Below are 14,746 nucleotides of genomic sequence, written 5' to 3'. Positions count from 1 at the left end.
CTTCAGTTCATCTTGCGGCCGACCGAGCCCGGCAGGAAGCTGTCATCGAAGATGTCTGCGGCTGAGGGGCGCTTCTTGAAGGTAAAATCTTCGGCGATCTCGTTGAGTGACGCCTCAAAGCGGGCGGCGTCGATGCCACCCAGCCCGTCGCGGCGGACGTCGTCGGTCAGGATATTGTCGGTAATGGCAATGTGGAGCCGCGTCAGTTCGAGCTCGCGCGAACCATTCTCCATCTGGGTCATGACGTCGGTGATCGCCTTGGCCGGGTCCTGGATCGCCAACTGCGTCCCGGCGGTGACGGCACGAATGAATGCTTTCACGGCCTCGGGTCTGGCGGCAGCGAATTTCGGATTGACGATCAGCGCGAGGCCATAGGCGGCGGAGCCGAACTCGGCGAAACGAAACACTGCCAGGTCATCGGCGGGGACGCCGCGGTCGCGCAGGTTGACCGCCGAAAGATAGGAGAAGCCGGTGACCGCATCGACCTGACCGGCCGAGAGCATCGGTTCGCGCACCGCGGCGCTGATCCTCTCCTGCTTCACGGCAGCGAGCTTGATGTTGTTTCGTTTGGCCAGCGCCGGCCACAGCCGGATCGCGAGATCGCGGTCAGCGACCCCAAGCACTTTTCCTTCAAGGCTACCGAGCGAGATCACGCCGCGGCTCTTGCGGGCGACGATGGCATAGGGTGCTACATTGAGCAGCACGAAGACGGCTTTCACCGTTGCGGCATCGGAATCGCCGCGATAGCGGATCAACGCGTTGAGATCGGCCAGCGCCATGTCACTGGCACCGGAGGCGACCCGCGCGATGGCCTCCTTCGATCCCGCGGCTACGGTGGTGGTCACATTCAGGTTTTCGCCCCGGTACAGGCCGCGGGCATCGGCCAGCACGAAGGGTGCGGCAATCGCATCGACTGCACGATCGAGCGCAAACTGGATATTGGTCGGTGTTTTGTCGTCAGGCGTCTTGTCGTCAGCGGCGGCCTGTCCCGATGATGCGCAAAAAGCGACGGAGCCCAGCGCACTCAGCGAGAGGAGGACATGCCGCCGGGAAATGTTGGTCGCGTTTCTGGGCATCAAGATACTTAACGACTGACGGACCGGCAGTTACCCCGCCGGGCATGTCTGATTGATGGCGCCATGGTGCGACATCTTGCGCGTCGTTTCTAACCGTAAAAGGCTGAACGGGAGATGACTGCCCCGATTTGGACACCGATCGTTCAGCTGCCGTTGGGGTTGGGGAACCCATAGTGGCCGAAGTGGTTGGCTATACAGAGGCCCACAGGGCCAGACGACCATGGAGGACATTGAGATGTTCGTACGAAATGGATTGTTTAATAAGACTGGCCGCGCCGCCATCGTGGCGACCGTTGCGGCCATGACCATCTCGGCAATTGCGCCGACCGGAGCAATCGCGGCGCCTGTCGCCAAGAGCACAAGCCAGGCCGCGGCCACGCACGGCACCAGCGACGCGACCGATTTCAGCAGCGCGCGCCGTCGCCACTATCGCGGTGGCGGCAATGCTGCCGGCCTTGCGGCCTTTGGCGCCATCGTCGGTACCATTGGCGCAATCGCTGCAACGCAGAGCCGTCGCGACTATTACTACGATAACGGCCCGGGTTACGGATACTACGGCGGTGGCCCAGCCTATTATGATGGCGGTCCTGCCTATTACGGTGGCGTGCCGTATCGCGGCTATGGCGGTGGCCATGGTTACGACAACTCGCGTCGTATGACCTGGTAGTTCGCGATCGGTCACAACCTATTCCGTCATGCAACTGTCACTTAACTATCAAACGCCGGTCGCGCTTGCGGCCGGCGTTTTGACGTTGTTGCAGACACTTGAATGCCAGCCGTTAACGCGCTGGCTACAGCTTTGAGATAGTGTAGTTGCATGAGTGATTCGCTCGACCGGCTTTATCAGGCGGTGATCGCGGCCAAGGATCTCGATCCGTCGGTCTCGCGAACGGCCCGGCTTTATCAGCAGGGACCGGAAAAGATGGCGAAGAAGCTCGCCGAAGAAGCCATCGAGGTCGTCATCGATGCGGTCAATCGCAAACCGGACGCCGTGATCCGCGAAAGCGCCGATCTTCTCTACAATTTGACTGTATTGTGGGCGGCCGCGGGTGTGCGTCCTGAGCAGGTCTGGGCCGAGATGAGCCGGCGTGAAGACATGCTCGGTATCGCCGAAAAACTCCCGAAACCGCCGAAACGGCCCAAATCCATCGAGCAAAGCGCTGCACGGCGGCCAATTGTCGCGCTCGAAGGTCGTCGCCTCCGCAAGTTGAGCTGAGCTTTTCGTCTCGCGCGTGTCAGCCCGGCCATAGACAAATCGGCGTCAGGATGGTTCATCGCGGACCATGCTCAGACGAATGTATGACTGGTGTATCGACGCCGCCCACAAGCCCTATGCCCTCTGGATTTTGGGCATCGTGTCCTTCGCGGAAAGTTCGTTCTTTCCGGTGCCGCCGGATGTGATGCTGATTCCGATGGCGCTGGCCCGGCCGCAAAAGGCCTGGCTCTATGCGGGCATTTGCACCATCACCTCAGTGCTTGGCGGCGTGGTGGGATATCTCATCGGCGCGGTGCTTTATGACTCCGTCGGCCAATGGGTCATTCATTTCTATGGCTATGGCGACAAGGTCGAGGCATTCCGCGCCGGCTATGCCGAATATGGCGCATGGATCATCCTGCTGAAGGGGCTGACGCCGATCCCCTACAAGCTTGTCACCATCACGTCAGGCTTCGCCAACTATAATATCTGGATGTTTATCGCGCTGTCGGTGGTTGCCCGCGGCGTGCGCTTCTATGTCGTCGCCATCCTGCTCAACCGGTACGGCGTGTGGATTCGCGAGACCATCGAGAAGCGTCTGGGTCTGTGGGTTGCGCTGGGCGTCGGCGTTCTGGTGCTCGGCTTCATCATCGCATTCCGGCTGTTCTAGATCTGGATGCTTCCCCCGGCACAGGTGCCGGGATACATTTCGCATCATGTTCAATTTGACCTGTCTGTTTGCTCCGGTAACCCGCAACTGCGTCGTCGCTGCGATCGCGGCGCTGGCCGTCGGCGCAGCCACCGTGTGTGCCTGGTCGCAGGCCATGCAGCAGCAACCGATGCCGCAGAAGTCGATCACGATTCAGGTTGTCCCGGCTCCCTCGGCGCCACCCCCGCCTGCCGCGGCTTTCGCGCCGGCGCCGATGGCTGAACAGGCGCCGCCGCCGTCACCGCCCCCGGCGCCCGAGAATCCCGGCCTGTTCAACGAGATCGGCAAGCTGTTCAAGAATTCCACCTCGCTGCTGCCGTCGCTCCCCGCGATGCCGTCGCTCGGCACCGACAGCCTGACCAAGCTGAACACGGTGGTGAAGGGAAGGGTGGTTTGTCCGGTCGCTGCCAATGGCGCACCCGACTGCAAGGTGGCCTCGGACAAACTATGTCAGAGCAAGGGCTTCAAGGACGGCAAGAGCCTCGACACCGACGCAGCGCAAAGCTGCTCGCCAAGGGCCATGATCCCCGGCCGCGCGCCGGAGCCGGGTGACTGCAAGACGGAAAATTATGTCACCCAGGCGCTCTGCCAGTAGGTCTATGCCGGCAGGAGCCCCGCGACGCGATAGCTCTCGATGAGCGCGTCATAGAGCGAGACATCCGCGCGGCTTCTTGCCATCAGCTGGGCGCCGGTGATGGCAGCGAAGATGGCGCGCGCACGCGATTCGCTCTTCTCAGGGCTCGCGGCGGTCACAGCGACGAGAACCTTGCTCAGCCATGCCACATTGATATCGGTGAAGGTCTGGATCTCTTTCTTCACCGGCTCAGGCAGGTCGTCATATTCGGCGGCCATGAAGCTGCACAGGCACATGCGGTTGCCGCTCTCCAGCGCCTTGCGGAACGTGCCGGGATATTGGCGCAGGCACGCGGCCGGATCGGTGGACTCGGCCAGCAGCGCCTCCAGATAGGCGGCCGAGTCCTCCCAATAGCGCTTGGCGACGGCGGCGCCGAGATCGGCCTTGCTCGGGAAGTGGTGGTAGATGCTCGCGGCCTTGATGCCGACCTCTGCCGCGAGATCGCGGAAATTCAGGCCGCTGTAGCCATGGGCCTGCGCGGTCAGCTTGGCTGCCGCCAGAATGGCTTCCCTGGAATTCGAACTCATGTCCCGGTCTCACAACCCCGTGTCTGCAGCCTACCAAGCGATAGATAGGCGTTGACGCCTGTAAATCAAAGCCATAAATTAGCCTACCAACTGATAGGTAGGATAAATTAATGAAAACCCAGATCTCCAATGGCGACGCGACAAAGCTGCCGATGATGACAATTCACGATTGGCACACCGGGCCCTATCCCGGACGTGTCCGGATCGCTCTGGCGGAGAAGAACCTTCAGTCGCGCGTCCAGTTCGTGTCGGTTGATCTCTGGAAAGGCGAGCACAAGAAGCCCGAATTCCTCGCCAAGAACTATTCAGGCACGTTGCCGGTGCTCGAACTCGACGACGGGACCCTCATCGCTGAATGCACGGCCATTACCGAATATCTCGACGCGCTTGACGGCGCGCCCGTGCTCACCGGGAGGACGCCGCGCGAGAAGGGCACGATCCACATGATGAGCAAGCGTGCCGAATTGGAGCTGCTCGACGCCATTAGCGTCTATTTTCACCACGCCACACCGGGGCTCGGACCCGATGTCGAGATTTATCAGAATGCGGAATGGGGCTTTCGTCAGCGCGACAAGGCCCTCAGGGGGATGGCGTACTTTGACGGGGTGCTGAAAAAGCAGCCGTTCATTGCCGGCGAGTTTTTCTCGATGGCCGATATCACGGTAATCGGCGGTTTGATCTTCGCCGGTCTCGTGAAGCTCGAGGTGCCTGCGGAGTACGAGGCTCTCCACGCCTGGTACGCAAGGATGAACGAGCGTCCCAGCGTCAAGAATCGTGTGACGATGTCAGAACCCGCTTGATCGGGCGCTTGCCGATAATCGATCAGTCATCCCGATAATGGGGCGCCACCTGGATAGTGGGGCGCCCCATTATTCCGCGTACTGAAACCAACGCCGTTCAGCCCGGCTTTTTCTGCCGCAGCGCAATTGCCATCCGCCCCAGGCTTCTGGCATCGTCCGGCGGCCTCCCGGATCGACCGGGGGCAGGCGCGCCCGATCGCGCACAAATCAAGAAAAGAAGTCGAGGAATTTTCCATGTCGATGCCGGCTTTGTTCAAGAACCGCCTGTCGCTGCCCGTGATCGGTTCGCCGCTGTTCATCATTTCGGTGCCAGATCTCGTCATCGCGCAGTGCAAGGCTGGAATCGTCGGCGCGTTTCCCGCGCTGAATGCACGTCCGGCGGCGCTGCTCGATGAGTGGCTGCACCGGATCAAGGAAGAACTCGCCGCGCATGACAAGGCGCATCCGGATCGGCTCTCCGCACCCTTCGCGGTCAACCAGATCGTGCACAAGTCCAACAACCGGCTCGAGCAGGACATGGCGCTTTGCGAAAAGCATAAGGTGCCGATGATGATCACCTCGCTTGGCGCGCGTGAGGAACTCAATCAGGCAGCCCATGCCTGGGGCGGCATCGTGTTCCATGACGTCATCAACCAGCGTTTCGCGCACAAGGCGATCGAGAAGGGGGCTGACGGCCTGATCCTCGTTGCGGCAGGCGCCGGCGGTCATGCTGGCGAGATTTCGCCGCTCGCGTTCGTCGCCGAGACCCGGCAGTGGTTCGACGGTCCGATCGCACTGTCGGGCGCCATCGCCAACGGTCGCGCCATTCGCGCCGCGCGTATCCTCGGTGCCGACTTCGCCTATATCGGTTCGGCGTTCATCGCCACCACCGAAGCCAATGCGGTGCCGGGCTACAAGGACATGATCGCGGCCTCCGGCTCGGAAGACATCGTCTATTCGAATCTCTTCACCGGCGTTCACGGCAACTACCTGAAGCCGTCCATCGTCGCCGCCGGCATGGATCCGGACAATCTGCCGGAGTCCGATCCGACCAAGATGAATTTTGGCACCGACGCGTCAGGCGAGCGTGCCAAGCCAAAGGCCTGGAAGGAAATCTGGGGCAGCGGCCAGGGCATCGGCAGCGTGTCGAAGGTCGTGCCGGTGGCCGAGCTCGTTGCGCGCTTCAAGAAGGAATACGACGAAGCGATCGATCCGCCGCTCTGATCCTGCATTGAGAAGGCCGATCTGATGGACGCTATCTATCGCGTGGACGGCAACCATGTCGTCACCAGCCCGCATGCTGCGGGTCCGTGGAACGAGACCATGCAGCACGGCTCGGCGCCATCGGCGCTGGTGACATGGCTTGCCGAGCAGATGCCCACCGCAAGCCCGATGCATGTGACGCGTGTCACCATCGACTTGTTGCGGCCGGTGCCGGTGGCGCCCCTCACCTTCGAGACCGAGGTGCTGCGGGAAGGCCGCAAGATTCAGCTCGTTGGCGTCAGACTGATGGCGAATGGCACAGTCGTGGTGCGTGCGACGGTGCTGAAGATCAGGGCGGAGGCACAGCCGCTGCCGCCAGAGGTCACTGATCCGCCGGTCACGGTGCCGCCGCCGGATCAGGGCGGGTTGCTTGAGCCGCGTTACGCCAGCAGTCCCTTCGTGACCGGCATGACCATTCGCGCGGTGCGCGGCGGCTTCCTGTCGCTGGGGCCGGGCGCGATCTGGTACCGGGCCAACCGGCCGATCGTCGAAGGCGCTGGCCTCTCGCAGGTGATGCGTGCCGTGATCGCGGCCGACTTCAGCAACGGCTCGTCACCGGTGCTGAGTTTCGACAACTGGACCTTCCTGAATGCCGATCTCACCGTGAGCCTGTCACGTCCGCCGGTGGGTGACTGGATCCTGCTGGACGGGGAGAGCTGGATCGGGCCGGATGGCGCCGGTCTTGCTGCGTCGAAGCTCGCCGATATCAATGGTTATTTCGGCCGGGCAGTGCAGAGCCTGGTTATTGAGAAACGTTGACGATCGGCGCGCTTTTAGAATTTTTGTCCTGGACAGGGAACCGATTGATATTGCCCCGGTTATCGCGCGTCAGGGGGCAGTATGAGTTCGATGCACGTGCAGGACGACAAAGCCAAGACCGGCATCTGGGGATTGGATAATATCCTCTCCGGCGGATTCTCCCGAGGTCACATTTTTCTGGTCGAAGGCGCGCCGGGGACAGGCAAGACCACGGTCGCGTTGCAGTTCTTGCTGGAGGGCGCGCGGGTCGGAGAGAAGGGTCTCTACATCACGCTCTCCGAGACCGAGAGTGAGTTGCGCGATGGCGCAGCGTCCCATGGCTGGACCCTCGACAAAAGCATTGAAGTCTTCGAGCTCCTGCCGCCGGAAAGCCTGCTTGACGAGGATCAGCAGCAGAGCCTGCTCTATTCGTCCGACCTCGAACTCGGCGAAACCACCAAGCAGATATTCGAGGCCGTGGAACGCACTCAGCCGAGCAGGGTCGTCTTGGACAGCCTGTCGGAAATCCGGCTGCTGGCGCAGAGCTCGCTGCGTTATCGCCGCCAAATACTGGCTATCAAGCATTACTTCGCGAAATTCGGCACGACGGTGATGTTGCTCGACGACCTCACGGCGGAAGTGGCCGACAAGACAGTGCACAGCGTCGCGCATGGCGTGCTGCGGCTGGAAGAACTGGCGCCCTCCTACGGTGCCGAACGTCGGCGTGCGCGGGTGATCAAGTATCGCGGTGTCAAGTTTCGCGGCGGCTACCACGATGCCACCATCACCACGGGCGGCCTCAACGTCTTTCCTCGGTTGGTCGCGTCCGAATTCCGCAACAGCATGGATCGCAAGACCAAGTCGAGCGGCATTGCGCAGCTCGATCAACTGCTCGGCGGCGGTATCGAAACAGGCTCGAGTACATTGATCCTGGGGCCGGCAGGCACGGGCAAATCGCTGACCGCGATCGTCAACGTGGTCGCAGCGGTGAAGCGCGGCGAGAAGGCGGCCATGTTTATCTTCGACGAGGAGCTTGGACTGCTGTTCGATCGGATGAAGGGGATCGGAATCGATCTCGCCGCCATGCAGGAAAGCGGGCATCTGTTCGTCGAGCAGGTCGATGCCGCCGAATTGTCGCCGGGTGAATTTGCGCATCGCGTCCGTCGTCAGATCGACGAGCACAACATCAAGACCGTCGTGATCGACAGTCTCAATGGCTATCAGGCCTCGATGCCGGAAGAGAACTCGCTGATCCTGCACATGCATGAGCTACTGCAATATCTCAACCGCAGGGGCGCAGCGACCTTCATGACGGTGGCGCAGCACGGCCTCGTCGGCGATATGAAGGCGCCGGTGGACGTCACCTATCTCGCCGATACCGTGATCCTGCTCCGTTACTTCGAGGCACGCGGCAGCGTGCGCCGCGCGATGTCTGTGATCAAGAAGCGAACCGGCGCGCATGAGTCGACCATTCGCGAGTACCGGATCGACGGGCGAGGTCTCACAATCGGCGCGCCGCTGAGCGAATTCCAGGGCGTGTTGCGCGGCGTACCCATCTATAGTGGTCAAAGCGCTCTGCTCGAGGGATCCTCGGCGTGAAACCGGGACGTTCCTCCGAACGCGCTGTCATCCTTGCTCCCACAGGGCGTGATTCTGCAGTGGCTGCCGCCTTGATCCGCGAGGCCGGTTTTTACGCGCAGCCGTGCGAGGACTTCCTGTCGCTGCTCGAGGAGATCAAGGGCGGCGCCGGTGTTGCCGTGATCGCCGACGAGGCGATCAAGACCGTCGACCTACGCGGCCTCGGCAACTGGCTGCACGATCAACCGTCGTGGTCCGATTTTCCGATCGTGCTGCTGACGCGTCAGGGCGGCGGACCGGAGCGCAACCCGGATGCCGCGCGGCTCGGACAGTTGCTCGGCAATGTGACGTTCATCGAGCGCCCGTTTCACCCGACAACCCTGATTTCGATCGTCGGTTCGGCCGTCCGCGCGCGCCGGCGTCAATATCAGACGCGTGCCATTCTCGAAGACCTCGGCGACAGTCAGGGGCTGCTGCAGACGGCGCTCGATGCGGGACGGCTCGGCACGCTCGAACTGCATCTGCCCGAACTTCGGCTTGAGGTCTCGGATACGACCAAGGCATGCTTCGGCCGCCGGCCGGATCAGTCGTTCACGTTCAGCGAGTTGCAGGCCGCGGTTCATCCCGATGATCGCGAGCAACGCCAGCAGGCGCTCGATGCGACGCTGATGGCCGGCGCGGACTACAATGTCGAATACCGCAATATCTGGCCGGACGGTTCGGTGCATTGGGTCGAGACGCGTGCGCGCATGGTCCGTGGGCCTGATGGCAAGCCGAAAACGCTGGTCGGCGTCTCCGTCGATATCACGGCGCGGAAGTCTGCCGATATCGATCGCGACAATTTGCTGGAGCAGTTGACGGCGGAGCGGTCCGCGCTTGCCGAGCTCACGGCGACGCTCGAACAGCGCGTCGAGGAACGCAGCAACGACCTGATGAAGGAAGTCGCGGCGCGCGAGAAGGCGCAGGACCAACTGCGTCAGGCGCAGAAGATGGAGACCATCGGCCAGCTCACCGGCGGCGTCGCGCATGACTTCAACAATCTGCTGATGGCGGTGATGGGCAATCTCGATCTGCTGCGCAAGCGCATGCCGGACGACCCGCGCCTGAAACGACTGGTCGATGGCGCGATGCAGGGCGCCGAGCGCGGCGCCTCGCTGACGCAGCGGCTACTGGCCTTTGCACGGCAGCAGGATCTGAAAGCCGTGGCCGTCGATCTCGGTGCCCTGGTCCGCGGCATGAGCGATCTGCTCGAGCGCTCGCTCGGGCCGCGCGTCGCGCTGCGTCTCGATATTCCCGACGATTTGCCGCGGGCGCAGATCGATCCCAATCAACTCGAACTCGCCATCCTCAATCTCGCGATCAATGCGCGCGACGCCATGCAGGACGGCGGCTCCATCGATATCAAAGTGAAGAAGCACCGGGTCGGCAAGGGCGACCCGGTTCTGAAGCCCGGCGACTATCTCAAGGTGTCGATCATCGACAATGGCGCGGGCATGTCGCCGGAGACGTTGAAGAAGGCGATCGAGCCGTTCTTCTCGACCAAGCCGGTCGGCAAGGGGACCGGTCTCGGTCTGTCCATGGTGCACGGTCTGGCTGTACAGCTTGGCGGCACGCTCGATCTATCGAGCGTCGTCGGCAAGGGAACGACGGCGACCCTCGTGCTGCCGGTCACCGACAGGAAGCCGGAGGCGGTCGATACGGCCAATGTCATGCGCCATGCCGCGCGCTCTGCCGTGATCCTGTTCGTCGATGACGATCCCCTCATCGCGATGTCGACAACGGAGATGCTGGAGGATCTCGGCCATCGTGTGATCCCCGCGAATTCGGGGCGGCATGCGCTGGAGATTTTGAAAAGCGACGAGCCGCTCGATCTGATGATGACCGATCACATGATGCCCGGCATGACGGGCATCGAGCTTGCGGCTTATTCCCGCGAAATGCGGCCATCGCTGCCGATCCTGCTCGCCACTGGCTATGCGGATTTGCCCGAAGGCGCTCAAGTCGATCTGCCGCGGCTTGCCAAGCCGTATCATCAGGATCAGCTCCGGGATCGGCTCGATCAACTGCTGGGCTGAGCCTCCCCGCAGCGGTGGTATCAATCTGCTCACGGCGCAGCGAAATTAACCATTCGTTAAATCCTGTGGAACCAACAATGCCCTGATCGGGAATCAACCGATTCAGGGGCCATCATGGATATCGAAGCCTATTTCGCGAAGACGCCGGCCACGATCGAGGAGATCAAAGCACGCGTGGCCGCAGCTTTCGGCCGTCATCCGCTGTGCCGCGAGGTGCAGTTCGACATCGTCAGTACGCCCCGCGCCGGAAAGGGCGCGAACTGGACCATCAGCATGCAATCGGTCGCCCCGGATGCGCTGTGGGAAGCCTCCGATATCGTGAGCGACATCCAGGAAGCCTATGTTCTCGCCAACGCCGCCTGAGCGTCTAGAAGTATTATAACACCGTTATGGTATGGTTAGGCCTTAATTAATCTCCATTTGTGAGGACAGGTACCTCTGGTAGTCCTGAATTTCGGAGACTGGCTTGACGCGTGCGCTGACCCTTCTTGTGCTGGGCTGCCTGTTGCTGACCGGCGTGGCTGTTGCGAGCATCCTCGGTCGCGATAGCATCCCATCGCTGTCGCTGTCATATGACGACAGTGCCGCGCAAAATTCGGTCGCGGTGTCGCGTGGACCGGTTTCCAACTCCCAAGGCAAGAAAGACAGGCTGCCAGTCGCCGGCGCCATGATGGCGTCGCTCGATCCGCAGCAGGTCCCGAGCGTTGACGGCAGTCCGTTGCGCCAAGCCTTTGCATCCGACAGTCCGATCGAAGCACCCGGTTCGACGTTGCTTGCGCCGATCGTGGTGCCGCAGCCGACCGCCAAGCCGGTGCAGAAGACCTATACGCTGCTCAGCGATGCGCAGATTTCGGCGATCAAGACGCGGCTCAATCTGACCGCATCGCAGGAATCCTACTGGCCCGGCGTCGAAGCGGCGCTGCGCAACGTGGCGCGCAGGATCCACGAGACCAAACAGGCCAATTCTTCAGCCGGCGCTCCGCCGATCGATCCCGATAGCGACGAGGTGCAGCAACTCAAGTCTGCTGCGATGCCGTTGCTGTTCCAGTTGCGTGAGGATCAGAAGCGCGAAGTCCGTGCTTTGGCGCGCATGATCGGACTCGAAAAGGTCGCGTCGGCGATCTGAGCGCCTGTCACATGCCGGTCCGCCGGCGACGCATGACTGTCGCAACCCGTAACAGACAAATTGTCGCGCCTGTCATCCGGGTTTCGCATCCGTGGTGCAGAGATTAACGCCTCTTAACCTGTAACGGGGGCGTTTCATGACCGATTTCACACTCAATCAACCCATTTCCGGAAGCGGGCCAGTCGAGCCGGCATCGCGGCCCAATCTCGACAAGGGCTTCAACCCGCTGACGATGATCCTGTTTTTCGGCATTCTCGCCGCCGGCCTCCTGTTCGTCGCCTACAGCATCTATGTGGACGTCAATGCCACCGGCACCCGCGTCACCAGCTATCTGCCTTACCTCCTGCTGTTCGTGGCGCTGCTGATCGCGCTCGGCTTCGAATTCGTCAACGGCTTCCATGACACCGCCAATGCGGTGGCCACCGTGATTTACACCCACTCGCTGCCGGCGGAATTCGCCGTGATGTGGTCAGGCTTCTTCAACTTCCTCGGCGTGCTGTTCTCCACGGGCGCGGTGGCTTTCGGCATCGTTTCGCTGCTGCCGGTGGAATTGATCCTGCAGGTTTCCAGCGGCGCCGGCTTTGCCATGGTGTTCGCGCTGCTGATCGCAGCGATCATCTGGAATCTCGGCACCTGGTATCTCGGCCTGCCGGCCTCCAGCTCGCACACGCTGATCGGTTCGATCATCGGCGTCGGTATTGCCAATGCGCTGATGCGCGGCCGTGACGGCACCTCGGGCGTCGATTGGGGCAAGGCCACCGAAATCGGCTATGCGCTGCTGCTGTCGCCGCTGTTCGGCTTCGCCTGCGCCGCCATCCTGCTGCTGGTGCTGAAATTCCTCGTGCGTAACCCCGCTTTGTACGCAGCGCCGGATGGCAACAAGGCGCCGCCGCTGTGGATCCGCGGCATCCTGATCGCGACCTGCACCGGCGTGTCGTTTGCGCATGGTTCGAATGACGGTCAGAAGGGCATGGGCCTGATCATGCTGGTGCTGATCGGCACCGTGCCGACCGCCTATGCGCTGAACCGCGCATTGCCGGAATCCCGCGTCGCCCAGTTCCAGGTCAACTCCATCGCGGCCGCCAAGGTGATCGCAGCCAAGGGTGCCGGCCACAGCATCATCGGCGATCCCCGTCCGGCGGTGACCACCTATGTCTCGCAGCGCAAGATCAGCGAAGGCACCTATCCGTCGCTCGCCGTTCTCGTGCAGCAGGTCGGCGATCAGGTCCGCAGCTATGGCACGCTCGACAAGGTGCCTGCGGAATCCGTCGGCAACACCCGTAACGACATGTATCTCGCATCGGAAGCCATCCGCTTCCTGATGAAGGACAAGGAAAACGACCTCAACAAGGAAGATGTCGCGACGCTCAATGCCTATAAAGGCTCGCTCGATGCCGCGACCAAGTTCATCCCGGATTGGGTGAAGATCGCCGTGGCCATCGCGCTCGGTTTGGGCACCATGGTCGGCTGGAAGCGCATCGTCGTCACCGTCGGCGAGAAGATCGGCAAGACGCATCTGACCTATGCGCAGGGTGCTTCGGCCGAACTCGTGGCTGCGGCGACCATCGGCGCGGCTGACGTCTTCGGCCTGCCGGTCTCGACCACCCACGTGCTGTCGTCCGGCGTCGCCGGCACCATGGCGGCGAATGGTTCGGGCCTGCAGATGGCCACCATCCGCAACCTGTTGATGGCCTGGGTGCTGACGCTGCCTTGCGCCATCATGCTCTCGGCCAGCCTCTACGTGCTGTTCAGCCAGCTGTTCTGAGAACAGACGAGGCCGCTGCGGAAACGCGGCGGCCTCGTTCTTTCAAATCGCCAAAGAAAAGGCCCGCGCATCATCTGCGCGGGCCATTTTTTATTGGGACGTATCGTCGATCAGGAACTGCTCTCGCGATGCACGTCATGCACCACGATGCCCTTGCCTTGCTCCGGCAGCGCCAGCCAGTCGCGGCGCTTCAGGGTGCGGCGGGTATCGTCGAGGCCGCTCTGCCAGTGCTCGCGCATCGAGGTCGCCGAGAACTCGTGGTCCTTGGAATCGCCTTCATAGGCTTTCTGCTGATAGATCATCTGCAGGATGGTGATCTCCGGCAGATCCGAAAGACTGTCGCGCCGCGCGCGCTCCTCGTCGCTGAGCTGGTCGTCGGGAATGCGCTGTAGCACCTTGTAGAGCTCCGACTTCAGATTGTTCATACGTCGGTAGATGTCGGTGTTGTGGCGGGTGCGGGACGAATAGACGATGTCCTTGTGCCGGGCCAGAACCTCCTGGATATCGCGCGGCAGCACGCCGCGGGCGCTGAACAGGTCGACCTGGAAGACCAGCGAGTTCATCCTGTCTTCCTGGTCGAGCAGGTGCTGCAGCGGCGTGTTAGAGACGATGCCGCCGTCCCAGAAATGATCAGTGCCGATCTTCACCATCGGCAAAGCTGGCGGCAGTGCGCCTGATGCCATCACGTGTTCGGGCGCGATGACTTCCTTCTTGTTGTCGAAATACAGGAAGTTGCCGGTGATGACATTGACCGCGCCGACGGCGAAATGGGTTTTGCGCGAATTGATCAGGTCGAAGTCGACCAGTTCGAGTAGCGTGTCGCGCAGCGGCGAGGTGTCGTAATAGCTCGTCGCCGTCTTCGCACCGGCCGGACTGAACCACGGATTGACCTCGTGCGGTTTGAAGAAACCGGGCTGGCCGAGGGTCGTGGTCATGAACGAGCTCGCGAGATTGCGGGCCTTGCGGTAGACGTCGCCGTCCGGTGTGTAGTGCCAGACCTTGCGGGCGGTGATGCGGTCCCAAAAAATCTGCAGCTTCTCCAGTCGATCTTCCGGCGGATTGCCGGCGATGATCGCCGAATTGATCGCGCCGATCGATACGCCGCACACCCAGTCCGGCTCCATGCCTTGCTCATGGAGCGCCTGATACACGCCGGCCTGATAGGCGCCGAGGGCGCCGCCGCCCTGCAGCACCAGTGCTACACGATCGCAGCGGTCGGGGCGCCAGCCGGTCTCGACAGTCGTATCTGAATCGGGTGTCCGCGCATCCATCTGGGTCTTC

The 14,746-nt window shown here is 62.0% G+C and carries 15 protein-coding genes; 12 read left to right on the top strand and 3 right to left on the bottom strand.

Annotated elements, in window-relative coordinates; all coding sequences use genetic code 11:
• Window positions 1–2: 2 nt before the first annotated feature.
• Complete coding sequence (locus RSO67_RS14820) at window positions 3–1,076, bottom strand: ABC transporter substrate-binding protein (RefSeq protein WP_315844050.1); 1,074 nt, start codon at window positions 1,074–1,076, stop codon at window positions 3–5.
• A 235-nt stretch (window positions 1,077–1,311) separates the two neighbouring features.
• Between RSO67_RS14820 and RSO67_RS14815 the strand changes: the two genes are divergently transcribed.
• The 4 genes from RSO67_RS14815 to RSO67_RS14800 all read left to right on the top strand — a co-directional run bounded on the left by RSO67_RS14815 (window position 1,312) and on the right by RSO67_RS14800 (window position 3,575).
• Window positions 1,312–1,743 (top strand): hypothetical protein, encoded by a 432-nt coding sequence (locus tag RSO67_RS14815; RefSeq protein ID WP_116660111.1) that lies wholly within the window; start codon window positions 1,312–1,314, stop codon window positions 1,741–1,743.
• Between the two features lie 150 nt (window positions 1,744–1,893).
• Window positions 1,894–2,292: a phosphoribosyl-ATP diphosphatase gene (gene hisE, locus RSO67_RS14810; RefSeq protein WP_068729301.1), complete on the top strand. Its 399-nt coding sequence runs from the start codon at window positions 1,894–1,896 to the stop codon at window positions 2,290–2,292.
• A 67-nt stretch (window positions 2,293–2,359) separates the two neighbouring features.
• Complete coding sequence (locus RSO67_RS14805) at window positions 2,360–2,941, top strand: YqaA family protein (RefSeq protein ID WP_089267665.1); 582 nt, start codon at window positions 2,360–2,362, stop codon at window positions 2,939–2,941.
• Between the two features lie 46 nt (window positions 2,942–2,987).
• Window positions 2,988–3,575, top strand: coding sequence for a hypothetical protein (locus tag RSO67_RS14800; RefSeq protein ID WP_315844049.1), 588 nt, complete (start codon window positions 2,988–2,990; stop codon window positions 3,573–3,575).
• A 2-nt stretch (window positions 3,576–3,577) separates the two neighbouring features.
• On the opposite strand, the gene RSO67_RS14795 is transcribed toward RSO67_RS14800, so the two are convergent.
• Entirely contained in the window at window positions 3,578–4,141 is a 564-nt protein-coding gene (locus RSO67_RS14795) for a TetR/AcrR family transcriptional regulator (protein ID WP_315844048.1), read from the bottom strand.
• 155 nt (window positions 4,142–4,296) lie between these two features.
• Here RSO67_RS14795 and RSO67_RS14790 point away from each other — a divergent pair, with 155 nt between their 5' ends.
• From RSO67_RS14790 to RSO67_RS14755, 8 genes are all read left to right on the top strand, one after another.
• The gene (locus tag RSO67_RS14790) at window positions 4,297–4,941 is read left to right on the top strand and encodes a glutathione S-transferase (protein WP_315844256.1); all 645 of its coding nucleotides are present in this window, start codon (window positions 4,297–4,299) and stop codon (window positions 4,939–4,941) included.
• A gap of 234 nt (window positions 4,942–5,175) precedes the next feature.
• Window positions 5,176–6,144, top strand: coding sequence for an NAD(P)H-dependent flavin oxidoreductase (locus tag RSO67_RS14785; RefSeq protein WP_068729293.1), 969 nt, complete (start codon window positions 5,176–5,178; stop codon window positions 6,142–6,144).
• Between the two features lie 24 nt (window positions 6,145–6,168).
• The gene (locus RSO67_RS14780; RefSeq protein WP_315844047.1) at window positions 6,169–6,942 is read left to right on the top strand and encodes a thioesterase family protein; all 774 of its coding nucleotides are present in this window, start codon (window positions 6,169–6,171) and stop codon (window positions 6,940–6,942) included.
• 90 nt (window positions 6,943–7,032) lie between these two features.
• The gene (locus tag RSO67_RS14775; protein WP_315844255.1) at window positions 7,033–8,520 is read left to right on the top strand and encodes an ATPase domain-containing protein; all 1,488 of its coding nucleotides are present in this window, start codon (window positions 7,033–7,035) and stop codon (window positions 8,518–8,520) included.
• Between the two features lie 59 nt (window positions 8,521–8,579).
• Window positions 8,580–10,574, top strand: coding sequence for an ATP-binding protein (locus RSO67_RS14770; protein WP_315844046.1), 1,995 nt, complete (start codon window positions 8,580–8,582; stop codon window positions 10,572–10,574).
• A gap of 114 nt (window positions 10,575–10,688) precedes the next feature.
• Window positions 10,689–10,937 (top strand): hypothetical protein, encoded by a 249-nt coding sequence (locus RSO67_RS14765; RefSeq protein ID WP_068729285.1) that lies wholly within the window; start codon window positions 10,689–10,691, stop codon window positions 10,935–10,937.
• A gap of 103 nt (window positions 10,938–11,040) precedes the next feature.
• Entirely contained in the window at window positions 11,041–11,700 is a 660-nt protein-coding gene (locus tag RSO67_RS14760; protein ID WP_315844045.1) for a hypothetical protein, read from the top strand.
• Window positions 11,701–11,836: 136 nt separating this feature from the next.
• On the top strand, window positions 11,837–13,465 hold the full coding sequence (locus RSO67_RS14755; RefSeq protein WP_315844044.1) for an inorganic phosphate transporter: 1,629 nt from the start codon (window positions 11,837–11,839) through the stop codon (window positions 13,463–13,465).
• A 110-nt stretch (window positions 13,466–13,575) separates the two neighbouring features.
• Here RSO67_RS14755 and RSO67_RS14750 read toward each other — a convergent pair whose 3' ends face one another.
• Complete coding sequence (locus RSO67_RS14750) at window positions 13,576–14,736, bottom strand: patatin-like phospholipase family protein (protein ID WP_093758150.1); 1,161 nt, start codon at window positions 14,734–14,736, stop codon at window positions 13,576–13,578.
• Window positions 14,737–14,746: the final 10 nt, after the last annotated feature.

Source organism: Tardiphaga sp. 709 (genome assembly GCF_032401055.1).
GTDB lineage: Bacteria > Pseudomonadota > Alphaproteobacteria > Rhizobiales > Xanthobacteraceae > Tardiphaga.
Note: the sequence above shows the minus strand (reverse complement) of the source record. Positions and strands in the feature narration are given on the sequence as shown.